The organism is Amycolatopsis sp. w19, from assembly GCF_051373225.1.
Classification (GTDB): Bacteria; Actinomycetota; Actinomycetes; order Mycobacteriales; family Pseudonocardiaceae; genus Amycolatopsis; species Amycolatopsis japonica.
Map to the genome: position 1 here is coordinate 174,418 of NZ_JBPQFM010000010.1, position 11,923 is coordinate 186,340.

At 67.5% G+C, this 11,923-nt stretch carries 13 protein-coding genes; 2 read left to right on the forward strand and 11 right to left on the reverse strand.

Translation table 11 applies throughout. The features are described 5' to 3' along the window. Window positions 1–7 precede the first annotated feature (7 nt). The 9 genes from ACSMFO_RS21320 to ACSMFO_RS21360 form a co-directional block, all read right to left on the reverse strand. The gene (locus ACSMFO_RS21320; protein WP_360087625.1) at window positions 8–403 is read right to left on the reverse strand and encodes a VOC family protein; all 396 of its coding nucleotides are present in this window, start codon (window positions 401–403) and stop codon (window positions 8–10) included. Between the two features lie 5 nt (window positions 404–408). Beyond that, window positions 409–813 (reverse strand): helix-turn-helix transcriptional regulator, encoded by a 405-nt coding sequence (locus tag ACSMFO_RS21325; protein WP_198941864.1) that lies wholly within the window; start codon window positions 811–813, stop codon window positions 409–411. A 119-nt stretch (window positions 814–932) separates the two neighbouring features. Next, window positions 933–4,013 carry a glycosyl hydrolase 2 galactose-binding domain-containing protein gene (locus tag ACSMFO_RS21330; RefSeq protein ID WP_436460221.1) on the reverse strand — a complete coding sequence of 1,027 codons (3,081 nt, stop codon included), beginning with the start codon at window positions 4,011–4,013 and terminating at the stop codon, window positions 933–935. A 125-nt stretch (window positions 4,014–4,138) separates the two neighbouring features. Beyond that, window positions 4,139–5,377 (reverse strand): hypothetical protein, encoded by a 1,239-nt coding sequence (locus ACSMFO_RS21335; protein ID WP_436460222.1) that lies wholly within the window; start codon window positions 5,375–5,377, stop codon window positions 4,139–4,141. 42 nt (window positions 5,378–5,419) lie between these two features. After that, window positions 5,420–5,806 (reverse strand): YchJ family protein, encoded by a 387-nt coding sequence (locus ACSMFO_RS21340; protein ID WP_436460273.1) that lies wholly within the window; start codon window positions 5,804–5,806, stop codon window positions 5,420–5,422. Between the two features lie 19 nt (window positions 5,807–5,825). Continuing rightward, window positions 5,826–6,203 carry a DUF1801 domain-containing protein gene (locus ACSMFO_RS21345; protein ID WP_436460223.1) on the reverse strand — a complete coding sequence of 126 codons (378 nt, stop codon included), beginning with the start codon at window positions 6,201–6,203 and terminating at the stop codon, window positions 5,826–5,828. Window positions 6,204–6,275: 72 nt separating this feature from the next. Then, entirely contained in the window at window positions 6,276–6,479 is a 204-nt protein-coding gene (locus ACSMFO_RS21350; protein ID WP_038511380.1) for a DNA-binding protein, read from the reverse strand. A 60-nt stretch (window positions 6,480–6,539) separates the two neighbouring features. Next, window positions 6,540–7,112, reverse strand: coding sequence for a hypothetical protein (locus ACSMFO_RS21355; protein ID WP_436460224.1), 573 nt, complete (start codon window positions 7,110–7,112; stop codon window positions 6,540–6,542). A 368-nt stretch (window positions 7,113–7,480) separates the two neighbouring features. Continuing rightward, window positions 7,481–8,734: a DUF222 domain-containing protein gene (locus ACSMFO_RS21360; RefSeq protein WP_436460225.1), complete on the reverse strand. Its 1,254-nt coding sequence runs from the start codon at window positions 8,732–8,734 to the stop codon at window positions 7,481–7,483. Window positions 8,735–8,939: 205 nt separating this feature from the next. Between ACSMFO_RS21360 and ACSMFO_RS21365 the strand changes: the two genes are divergently transcribed. Then, window positions 8,940–9,296, forward strand: a complete 357-nt coding sequence (locus tag ACSMFO_RS21365; RefSeq protein WP_436460226.1) for an antibiotic biosynthesis monooxygenase family protein — start codon at window positions 8,940–8,942, stop codon at window positions 9,294–9,296. Between the two features lie 37 nt (window positions 9,297–9,333). Beyond that, a complete protein-coding gene (locus tag ACSMFO_RS21370) occupies window positions 9,334–10,125 on the forward strand; it encodes a DUF1684 domain-containing protein (protein ID WP_436460227.1) in 792 nt (263 codons plus the stop codon). On the opposite strand, the gene ACSMFO_RS21375 is transcribed toward ACSMFO_RS21370, so the two are convergent. Both ACSMFO_RS21375 and ACSMFO_RS21380 read right to left on the reverse strand, forming a co-directional pair. Further along, a complete protein-coding gene (locus ACSMFO_RS21375) occupies window positions 10,107–11,102 on the reverse strand; it encodes a BtrH N-terminal domain-containing protein (RefSeq protein WP_436460228.1) in 996 nt (331 codons plus the stop codon). The two genes, ACSMFO_RS21370 and ACSMFO_RS21375, sit on opposite strands and share 19 nt — an antisense overlap. Beyond that, on the reverse strand, window positions 11,099–11,902 hold the full coding sequence (locus ACSMFO_RS21380; RefSeq protein WP_378412579.1) for a MerR family transcriptional regulator: 804 nt from the start codon (window positions 11,900–11,902) through the stop codon (window positions 11,099–11,101). Before ACSMFO_RS21380 ends, ACSMFO_RS21375 begins: the two co-directional genes overlap by 4 nt. Window positions 11,903–11,923: the final 21 nt, after the last annotated feature.

Consider the following 11,923-nt stretch of genomic DNA (forward strand, 5'->3'; position numbering starts at 1 on the left):
GGCCCGGCTACCGCTCTTCGAAACGCACCAGATTGCCCGCCGGATCGCGGAAAGAGCAGTCGAAGGCGCCGTAGGACTGCCGGACCGGTTCCTGGACGACGTCGGCACCCGTCGCCTGGATCCGGTCGAAGGTGTCGATCAGGTCCGGGGTGGACAGGACGATGATCCCGTGGACGCCCTTGGCCATCAGTTCGGCGATCGTCGCGCGTTCCTCGTCGGTGAGCTCCTGATCGGCCGCGAGCGGCCGGAGCACGAGCGACGTCCCCGGCTGCCCCGGCGGGCCGACCGTGGCCTGGAGCGGGCCCTCGTCCCGCACTTCGAAGCCCAGGATGTCGCGGTAGAAGGAAACCGAAGCCTCGAGATCGTCTGCGGGAAGGTAGGACGCCTGAATCGAGAGGGTCATACGACTCAAGGTAGGTCGGCGCGCGGCGGCGTCGCTTCTCGATTCCTGATCGGTCGCATGACCTGTTTGACGACGCAGCCGGGCATGCCCCGGCCGTCTTCCGCGGCCTGCTTGCGGTACGCGCTCGGCGAGATGCCGACCAGTTCGGAGAACCGCGTGCTGAACGTGCCCAGCGACGAGAAACCGACGTCGAAGCAGACCTCGGTGACCGACATGTCCCCGCGCCGCAACAGCATCATGGCCCGCTCGATCCGGCGGGTCATCAGGTAGCTGTAGGGCGATTCGCCGTACGCGGCCCGGAACTCGCGGCTCAGATGCCCGGCGGAGACGTGCACGCCGCGCGCCAGGGCTTCGACGTCCAAGGGCTGCGCGTAGTCGCGATCGATCCGGTCGCGGACGCGGCGCAGCATCGCGAGATCCCGCAGGCGCGGGTCGGGTTTGCCGGTCACCCGGAAAGCGTAACCCACGCCGGACGCCGAAAGGCCCCCTTCGCCGGGCGGCGAAGGGGGCCTCTCAGGCGACTCCCGGACTAGAGCGTGATCTTGTCGACGTTGGGACCGCCGTTCGCCGTGGTGGCGACGGCCTTGATCTTGTTGACTCCCGCCGCCAGCGTCACCTTGACGGTTCTCGTCGTCCAGTTCGGCCAGGCCCCGGTGCCGCCGAAGCCGACGCCCGACGCGCTGATCGAGCCGTTGACGGAGAAGTCGAGCGGCCGGTTCGCCGTCGTGCCGTTGGCGTACCGGACGACGACGTCGTAGGTGCCCGCGGCGGGCACGTTCACCGTCCACTCGACCGAGCTGCCCGCCACGTTGTCGTAGTTGACGAACCCGGTGCCGGTGAACCCGGCGTGGTTGGACTCCACCGCGCCCTGGTCGATCGTGGCGTCCTCGGCCTGGTAATCGACCGGGTCGCCCGGGCCGGAGCCGTCGGCCGGGACGGTCTGCGTCCCGGTGTTCCAGCCCGTGACCCGCACCGAAGGCTTGGAGCCCTTGAGGTCGGCCGTGCGGTACTTCGCGGTCAGCGTGGTCGTTTCACCCGGCCAGAGGCTCACCGCGTTGTCGTTCCACTCCACCGGCAGCACCGGCTTGCCCGCGGCGTCCACGACCTTCGAGTCGACGTAGAACGCCGGGAGCTTGCCGCCCGAGGTGTTCTTCAGCGTCACGGTGGTCGTGGTGGTTCCGTCGGCGCCGGCGACCGACTTCGCCGTCGCGCTGACGGCGGACTGGCCGAGGTTCTTCAGCCCGGTCAGGTCGGCGTAGCCCGACTGGGGCGTGTAGTACCAGTCGCTGCCGCCCCAGTTCAGCGTGTCGGCCTTGGTGGAGAGCCAGTACACGTTGCGGCTGACCTCCTTGCCGGACGAGTCGGTGAGCACGAGCTTCGCGAGGTAGGTGCTCGACAGCCCGCTCACCGCCGGAACGGTGACCGCGGTGGCCTTGGCGCCCAGCGCGCCGACCGACAGCCCGGTCTTGGTGTTGCTGTACTTCTCGGTGCCGTCGAGGTTGTACAGCTTCGTGGTCGCCGTCAGCCCGCTCGCCGCGTTCGACGTCTGGTTGATCACCACGACCGACCGATTGTCGTGCGAGTACTGGATGTGCAGCGGCTCGTTGGCCTTCTTCGCCCCGTAGTAGGCGCCGTTCTGGTCCATGTAGGCGTCGAACAGCTGCCAGTGCAGCGAGGTCCACGGGCTGTTGAGCATCCAGTAGATCAACCCGGTCGACGGGTTGGTCGAGTCGGTGTAGTTGCGGGAGTGCGACTCGAATTCGGCGCGGACGTTCTCGTACTGCGCGAGCTGCGCCTTCCGCACGAAGTCGTTCAGGTCGGCGGGTGCGCCATAGCGCTTGGTGAGCGCGTTGCCGAACAGCTTGAGGTTCCCAAAGGTCTCCGACGACGAGCGGTGGTACTGCGCGGCCGACGGATCCTTCCACATCGTTTCCAGCTCAGCGGCCGACATCATCCGCTTCAACGTGTCCATCGTCGGGATGTCGACGCCCGCGCTGGTCTCGGAGTTGAAGCTCCACGCGCCGCCGCGCTCCTTTTGCGACTTGTCGTACCAGTAGACCGGCGGGACGTAGTCGTACGGACCGTTCATCTTCATCCCCGAAGCACCCGTGATCGGGGACGGCCGCTTCGACGCGGACGGGATGACCGGCGGCAGGAAGTCGGCGGCCTTCATCGCGTCGAGGTAACCCTGCTCGATCCGCTTGTCCGGCGCGAAGTCGGAGCCGATGTGGAACGAGATGACGCTCGGGTGGTCACGCAGGCGCTCGGCCTCGGAGAACATCGACGCCTTGGCGATCGGGTAGTCCGACTCGACCCACGGCTCGCCCTTCTCCTCGCCGTTGACCTGGCCTTCCCACTTGTCACAGCATTCCCAGCCGGGCATGGTCAGCACGCCGAGGTCGTCGGCGAGGTCGAAGAACTCGTCCGGCTCGATGTGGCCTTCCAGCCGGACGGTGTTGAGCCCGAGGTTCAGCACGTACTTGAGCTTGTCGGCCGCCGCGGTCTCGTTCCAGCGCAGGAACAGGTCCGGCGTGTAGCCGCCACCACGGATCAGCAGCGGTTTGCCGTTGACGCTGTACTGCCGCGCACCGCTGGAGTTCAGCGGCGCCTTGACGTCGCGGACACCGAACTTCGACTTCGAGGCGTCCGACGCCGTGCCGCCGACACTCGCGGTGAGCTCGAGTTCGTACCGGTGCTGTCCGCCCATTCCGGCGGGCCACCACAGGTTGGGCTTGTCGAGACCGACGATGGGGAAGGTGACGGTCTTGCGCTCCTTCGCGGCCAGCGAGACGGTCTGGCTGACCGGCTTGCCCGCGACCGTGCCGGCCACGGTGGTCTGCACCGCGCCCGCCGAGTCGTTGCGGACGTCGGCCTTCACCGTGAGATCGGCGTGGTCGAGCGACGAGTTCAGCTTCTGGACGACGTGGGCGCTGCGCAGCGCGACCGGGCCGCCGCGCCGGACGAGGACGTCGCGCACGATGCCCATATTCTGGTCCGGCGGGGTCTGTGCCCAGTCGATCCAGCCCATCGAGAGGTCGTTGTTGGGGTCGTTGGGGTAGACCTTGAACGCGACGCTGTTGACGCCCTGGCGCACGTGCTCGGTGATGTCCAGGTCGTGGCGGGTGTAGGCGCCGTTGACCTGGTCCTTCGTCGCGATCCGGGTGCCGTTGACCCAGACGTCGGCCTTGGAGAGCACGCCGCTGAAGTCGAGGTACGTGCGCTTCGAGGTGTCCTCGACGTTCAGGTCCGTGCGGTACCACCACGGCACCGAGAACTGCGCGGTCGGGACGTTCTTCATGTTCGTCGAATAGAACGGGTCGGCGTACTTGCCGTTCTGCAGCAGTCCGGCGTAGACCGTCGAACGCGACGACACCGGGTACCAGCCGGCGGTGGGGAAGCCCGGCTTCGACACCGCCGAATCATCGCTGACCTGCGCCGAAGACTGGATCACGAAGCCGGGGATCGGGGTGGCGTTGCCGGCGGTCAGCGGGACGGCCACCTCCGCGCCGGTGGCGACGGGAGCGGTGGTCACCCCGCAGACCGCGGCGGCCAGCGCGGTGACGGTCAAAGCCAGTAACGGGATCCGGGTTCTCTTCTGCCGAAAACTCACGAGCGCGCCTCCTCGGGCACACGGCGGCGGACCTGGGCGGAAATCGTTAAGAAAGTTCCCTAACAATGTTGGGGGAGATAGTAGCCGTCACTTCGCGCGGGGAACAGACCCTTGCACCGGGTTCGTCAGCGGTGGAAGCTCCGGCGGAGAACGGCCGCGCGCAGGCAGAGCAGGAGCGGCAGGGACGCGTCGTCACGCAGCCTCGGCGGCAGCGAGGGCGCGTCGGCCAGGTCGGCGCCGCCGGAAAGATCCTCGCCGAGCGCGGCGAGGTCGACGTCGAGCATGGTCGTGCCCGCGCTGTACAGCTTCTCGGCGCCGCGCGTACGACGCGTCAGCAGGGTGGCGCTGTCCACGGACAGTTCGGTGATCCCCAGGAACTCCGGTTTCGCGCCGCGTTCCATCCAGCGCGCGAACCCGGTCAGCCTGGTGGAGGTGATCTCGCCGGGCAGGAGGCCGGTCTCCTCGCGAAGTTCCCGCTCCATCCCGGCGATCACCGCGGTGTGCAGCATCCGGCGGCGTCCACCGTCGGGGGTGTCGAGATCCTGGGGTTCCAGCGAGCCGCTGCCCGACGGCGCGAGCAGCAGCGCGCTCGCGGAGTTCCGGCCGGACTGGCGCACCACGACCAGCTTGCCGTCGGAGGTGAACGCGATGGTCGAGACACCGACCAGATCGGCCAGTTCGCTGCTCGCCAGCGTGCGGAGGCTGCCCGACGAGTCGGCCAGTTCCTCGCGGCGGAGGTCGTACTCCTCGCCGGTGTCGGTCTTGGTGATCCGCAGGGTCGACAGTTCGTTGGAGCACACGGCGTCGAAGAACCGCGCTCGATGCAGCCGGATCGGGGCGGGCGTGGCGCCCGCGGCGGGAAGCGGTTCGCCGCGCATGCCGACGATGGCGCCGTTGAACAGCAGGCGACCCTTCGCGCGCAAGGGAAGGACGTGCGGCGCCGTCGCCTTGAGCTTGGGCGGCAGTCGGTACGGCTCCTCGGCGACGGCGATCCGGAAGTTCCCCGCTGTCAGTGCTTCGTCGATCACATCGCTGACCAGCGCCGTTCCCCGCGCCGGTACGGAGAGGTAGGCCGCTCCCGGGTAGGCGGGCGGGGGCGGAAGTTCGGCGATGGGGAAGGGGGCGGCGATCGCGCTGAACTCGTACCCGGCCCAGCGTGCCCGAAGCAGCCGGAGATCCCGCACGAACGTGGTGGTGCCCAAAGCCAAGGCCAGCACGGAAAGCGCGATGCCGAAGGCGCTGGGCAGGATCGTCGCCACCCCGAGGACGACGCCGACCCCGGACGCCGCGACGGGCCACTCGCGTGCGGCCGAGTAGGCGAAGTGGTCGGCCTTCGCCCTCGCCCGGCGGGTCAGTTTTCCCATCGCCACCTTGTTTATCACGGGAAGGTTGGGCGAAGTGGAGCTTTAGCGGACAGGCGCCTCGTAGAGCCATTGCCCGTCGACACGGACGAAGTGACTGTTCTCGTGCATGCTGTCCGCCCGGCGATCCTGGCGGTAGTGGGCCCGGAACTCCACGGTGCCCTCGTTCTCCAGCAGTCCGCCGCCGGTCTTGCCGAGGATCTCCAGGAACGTCCAGCGCTGCCCCGGGTCGAGTTCGAGATCGGCGGGCCGCGTCTTCGGATGCCACGTCTTCGTGAGGTACGCGGTGTCGCCGACGGCGAACGCGCTGAACCGCGACCGCATCAGGAGTTCGGCGGTCGGCGCGGTCGCGTCGCCCCGGTGGAAGCGGCCGCAGCAAACGCCGTAGGGCTCGCCAAGACCGCAGGGGCAACGGGAATCGTCGGTGATCACAGGCACGCCGCCGATTGTGTCATCGTGCCGTCGCGATGCTTTCGAGGTCTCGGGCCTGCTTGAGCCACCCGGTGAACAGGTCGGCGTCGATGTCGCCGACCGAGCGCAGCTTGACGTGCGCCATCTCCCGCGCGCTCGGCTCCAGCCTGCCGGACTCGTCGTCGACGAGCTGCCCCTTCCAGAGCGCGAAAGTGACGTACGACGAGTACGCCTTCATCAGGCAGACGAGGTTCTTGCCGACCGCTTCGCCGACGCTCCAGGTGGGGGAGGCGTGGTACATCGCCTCGATGGAGCCCGGCATCGCGGCGTTGACGATCGGCCGCAACGCGACGGCGACTTCACGCAGGTTCTCGGGCAGAGCGGCGAGGTAGTCGTCGACGTTCGCGAACTTGGCCATGACTGGATCCCTTCGGTCGGTGTGCTGCGCTCAGCAAACCGTCCGAAGGGTGAAGTTGTCAAGACAAAAAAATTAGTCGGTGGGTTTGAACGTCTGACCTCGTGTTTCCAGGGCTTCGCGGATGATGCGGAGCGCTTTGGGACCGACGCCGTGCAGGCTCGCGAGCTCGGCTTCGGTGGCGCGGGTGAAGTGCTCCAGCCGGGTGTAGCCGGCGCCGGTGAAGGCGCGCGTCGCCGGTTTGCCGATGCCGGACGGCAGGTCGGTTTGTTCGTCCATGGGTCCTCTTCGGTCAGTGGCCGGTCCTGGGCGCCTCCATTGTGGATCGCCGGTGGCGGGTCAGGGCGCGGGGAACTCGACGGCGACTTCGACCGCGGTCTCCAGCGTCGTTTCGCTCGGCCGCCCGGTGGCGGGGGCTGCTTCGGCGATCACGACGAGCTTCTTGGCCAGTCGGGAGTCGTAGTTCTCGCCGGTGAATCGGCTACCGGGCGGAGCTTCGCCGAAGAGGAGGACGTTGCCGGTGCCGTCCTTGTCGATGAGCCGCTTCAGGTCACTCGCCTCGCCCGCCTTCGGCATCTTCACCCACGCGACGGAGACGTCGATGGTGTTGCCGGCGCCGTCGTCGACGGTGACCAGCATGCGGTCGAGATCGACGCAAGGGTGGCGCAGGAAGAAACGCTGGACCTCGCCGAAGGAATGCGGTCCGCATTTGAGTTCCCGTTTGGCTTGCTTTTTGAGCCCGCGCCAGCCCAGGCGTTGCCATGCTTCGGAATGGCGACCCTTTTGTGCGGACTTCTTGCTGGAGCTTTTGCCTTTGAGGGCTTGGCTCGCGGCGGAATCGAGGGAGGTGGCGGCGCCTCCGCCGATGCCGATGCTTGCGCCGCCGACGGCCAATGCGCCTCCGGTGACCACGGCCGCCGCCGCGATGGCCGCACCTTTTTTCGGTTTGTCGTCACCGAACGGGCGCGGTTTGCCGTTTATCGTTCTGACCATGCGTTCCGTCCCCTCCCAAGTCCGGAACGGACGATCTTGCTCTGGGTGTCGCGGCAGGAACGAGGACTTCCGTGTGAATACGCCCGAATGGCGCAGTAGATCTTCGCGAACCCGCCGGTGGTGAACAGTTCCAGCTCAGACGGCTTGTGTCGCGCACATCTTGATAACGCTGCAGCCAGTGAGCGAGCCAGGCTCGTAGGGCGCTCGCGTCGACTATGAAGGCGGCTACGGGAGCTGCGGGCATGACGAGGGGCCCGTCGCCTGGGTGGCTGGCGGGCTCCTCGGGTTCAGACGTGGTGCAGGGTGTTACGCCGGGGTTTTCGGAGCGGATCTCGGTATTGGGGTGGGATGAATTCCGGTAGGCCGTCGGCCGCCATGCGTACTTCCCAGTCACCGTGGTGAATCAGCCGGTGGTGGAAGCCACAGAGCAACACGAGATTCCGAAGATCCGTCGGCCCGCCGTCTGCCCAATGCTCAATATGATGAGCGTGGCAATTCTTCGGCTTCCGATGACAGCCCGGGAATGCGCAACCGCCGTCTCGGATGTTGAGTGCGCGTCGCTGTCCTGGGGTGACGAACCGTCTCAGGCGTCCCATGTCCAGTGGTTCCCCCGAGGCGCTCATCACGACCGGCAGCATGAGGCAGTCGCAGGCGGCGAGCCGGGCTTCCCGTGCCGTCATGGTCCCCACGAAGTCGAGACACGCGGTGCCGAGGCCGGACTTCAGTTCCTCAAGCCCGACGGTGACATGCACCAAGGTGCGGTAGCCGCTGGTGCCCGGTTGGTCGGGGCAGGCGATGGCCAGGTCGAGGAGTTCGGCCCAGGCATCTCCCATGCGCTCGCACTTCATCCGCAGATCCGCCTGCCCGAACTCATCCACCGACCGCGGCTGCGCGTGCGCCTCCAACGCGGCGGCGGTCCGGGCGCCGGTCTCGTCATCGAGAAGGCCGGTGAGTTTCCAGAAGCCGTCTTTGCGCCGTTCCAGGGTGATCTCGCGGCGTGGTTCCTTGGGTTCGGGGTCTTTGGGTTCCTTGCCGTCGGGGTTCAGCAAGCCTTGCAGGTTCGCCTCAGCCTTGGCGAGCTGGCGGGGACCGGCAGCCGGGGCAAGATTCGCCAGGATCTGCTCCGCACCAGCCCGCTCCTCAGCCGAAATCTCGGCCGGAAGGTTCTTCAGGATCTCCAGGATCTGATCGATCCGCTCGTCCCCGACCAGCCCCTGAGCGGCGACCGCAGCAGTCGCGGGAGCGAGAGGCGGAACTTCCGTGCCGTCCAACGCGCGGGTGGGGTTCAAGGCGATGGCGCGCTTCACGATCGGGCCCGCCTCACCCCGTGACAGCCCCGCGATCTCGGCGAGCCAGCTGGCCGTGCTGCCATGCCCGTACAAGTCTTTGGCGCCCCGAGACTCGATCTCCGCCAGGAACCGCCCCAGACAGGCGGTCGCGATCCGGATCACCTGCAACGACTGCTGCACGCCATGGGCAAGCTCCAGCTTGCCGGCGCGCCACAGCTCCTGCGGCAACTCGGGAAGGAAGGTCTCGGACACTCCTTCATAATACACCGATAATCGAACACGTGTTCGTAATTTTAGGCAACAAGCAAAATCGCACCGACAACACCGAAGAGTGAAACGGCCGCCGACCCCCAATCGCTCTGTGGAGGCAACCCTCGCATTTAGTCGACTAAATGCGGACATCGAGCAAAGCGAGTAGTCGAACGAGCGCGAACAGCAGTCGCCTAACATTCACATCATGACGACAGGCACCACGGCAACAGGCACCACGACCACAGTGGAACTGACCCGCTTCAAGGTCCCCGCCGACCGCGCGGACGAACTCCTCCAGGCCCGCCCCGCGATGATCGCCGACTTCCGGGCCGACAGGGAGGGCTTCCTCGACGCCCAGCTGATCCGGGTCGACGACGAGACCTGGCTCGACGTCGTGTGGTGGCGTTCCTCCGAGGACTTCGCGGCGTCCAGGGAGAAGGGCGCGAACCTGCCCGGGATCAAGGCCTTCTTCGCGCCGATCGCCGAGCTGGTCTCCGCCGAGGAGGGTGTCACGAGCGACCACATTCCGGGACGGGAAATATCGCCGACGACAGTCCGTTGACCAGGGGGAACGAGCAAGGTCACGGAAGGGATCGGCGATGAGCACAGACACGTTCACCCGGGACTGGCAGGACTGGAAGACCCAGCGCGAGCGCGATCTCGCCGATCCGCTCGGCTGGCTCGCCCTGGTCTCGCTCGATTGGCTGGAGGACAAGCCGCGCGCGTACGAGGGGCTGCCCGGGTTGTGGTGGCAGGACGCCGACGCGGCGTACCTCGACCCGCAGGGCGCGGACCTCTCGCACGACGGCGAACGCATCACCGGTGTCCGTCGCTTCGAGCTGGTCAACAGCGGTGCGACCACTCGGGTCGTTGCCGGTGACATCGAGATCGAGGTCGCGCGTCGTGGCGGATATCTGATCCGGACGCACGACCCGAAGGCGCCGGTGCTCAACGCTTTCCGCGGTGTCCCGGCGTACGAGCCCGACGCGGCCTGGGTGCTCTCCGGAACCTTCGAGCCCTTCGGCGAACCGCGGCCGACGACGGTCGGAGCGGTCGTCGAAGGGCTCAGTCACGTCTACGTCTCCCCGGGCATCGTGCGTTTCGAGCACGACGGCGCGGAGCACACGCTCACCGCGTTCAACGGCAAGAAGGACGGCCTGCTCATCCTGTTCACCGACGCCACGAGCGGTGTCACCACCTACGCGGCGAACCGGTCGCTCGCGGTACCCGAGCCCGCCGAGGACGGGTCGGTCGTCCTCGACTTCACCCGCGCGACGAATCTGCCGTGCGCGTTCACCGATTTCGCCACCTGCCCGTTGCCGCCGGCGGGCAACGATCTGCCGTTCGCGGTGGAAGCGGGGGAGAAGCTGCCCTACGAACGCTCACACTGAACCGTCGCGAGCGCCGTCATCGCCTCCTGTTCGTGCTGAGCCAGCTCGGACAGGACGGCGGACGCGTCGTTCAGCGGTCGGACGTCGCCGGTTTCCCCTGCCTGTGTGAACAAGCGCGCGACTTCGGTCCACAGTGGAACGATCTCGCGGTACTTCTCATACGCGCTGAGGAGACCGGCGTCGTCGACGAGGGTCGTGCACTCTTCGAGGAAGTCGCGGTAGATCCGCCGGAAGAGCGCGCCGCCGGTGCCCGCCCGTTCCATCAGGATCGCGGCCTGCGGCAGGTCGCGGGCCGGATCGTCGCTGCGGTCCAGCCAGTTCCGCACCTGGACGGCGGCCTTGCCGATGCCGCGATACCCGAGGTTCGCGATGGGCGGGTTGAGGAATTCCGCCGCGTTCGCCCGCACCGCGGCCCGGATGGCATCCGGAAGCGGCCTGACAGGCGCCTCCGCGGCGATGGTGAACGAACGGTTCTTCGCGGTCATCGGGCCCTTCTCCGCGCGAGCGCGTTCCAGGCTCTCCAAAGATGTCGAGCCCGATCCACCCTGTTGGGCCGTGTCGACGACGAAGGCTCGCTCGTCGTCATAGCCGTACAAGGCGACGAAGTGCCCTCCAAAGTGGACCTTCGAGGTGAAGTACTCCAAGTGGTACGAGTCGAGCTGCAGGCCGACAGGCACCCCGCCGTCGATCTGCTCGGCCACGTTCCGCCAAGCCGTGCGCATCGACGACGTTTCCTTGACCCGCAAGGCCAACCCGAGCCGGTCGGTCAGCTTCCGCGTGATCTCGACGGGTTTGGCACGCCCGCCGAGGAAAGGGAACGGCAGATTCTTTCCGTCCCAGTAAATGAAGCCCAGGCCTTCGCCGAGTCCGAACAGCATCGGCTCGGAAAGCTCGACCCCGGCGTGCCGCAGGAGGACGTCGAGTGTGCTGGTCTCGCAGTGCTCCCCGCCCGTGGTCTTGATTCCGTCGAGGATCACGAGGCCACCGGCCAGGCGATCTCGGTGCGGTACGCCTCGGGTGCGACCGACGGTCCGGGTGCCACCAGGTACAACTCCTCGGCGGGCCCCGCGGGGACGCGATCGCGTTCGGCGAGCCAGCGGCCGAGTGATCGGTACGCGGTCTCGACGTCTTCGTAGCCACCCTCGTGAATCGTCGCCACGAGCAGGCCACCGGGAAGCTCGGCGGCGCCGATGTCGCGGTCGTCCCGCACCGGCCCGTCCACGGGTACGAACAGTTCGATCGTCAACTCGTCGGGATCGGCGGCGAGGTAACGGGTTCCGGGCGGCCCGGCCGGCCTGACCCCCTGAGCGTCGAGCGCCGCGAACAGCCGTGTGTACGCGGGGCCGATCAGCTCCGCCAGGCCGTTCAGCGGAGTCCGGATCGACAGACGGGCGATCTGCTGCGGTGCGCGCACGCGTTCGTAGACGTGCAGCCACCGCGTCGGTCCGGCGAGCACGGAGTCGAGTTCGTCGCTGATAGCCGCGAGCTCCGCCGCCCGCGCCGCCACCCGGTCGTGATGCCGTTTGATCGCGGCCCGCACCTCGTGCGGGTCGCCCGCGTCCAGGATCTCGGCGATCTCCGCCAGCGGCACCTCCAGCTCCCGAAGCCGCCGGATCAGACCCGCGCGGGCGAACTGGTCGAGCGAATACCGGCGGTATCCGGTGGCGGGATCGATGACGGCGGGCACCAGCAGCCCGATCCGGTCGTAGTTCCGCAGCGCGCGGACCGACAGCCTGGTGGCGTGCGCGAACACGCCGATCGGCATCAAGGTCGTCATGGGACCAGCCTGAACCCTCTC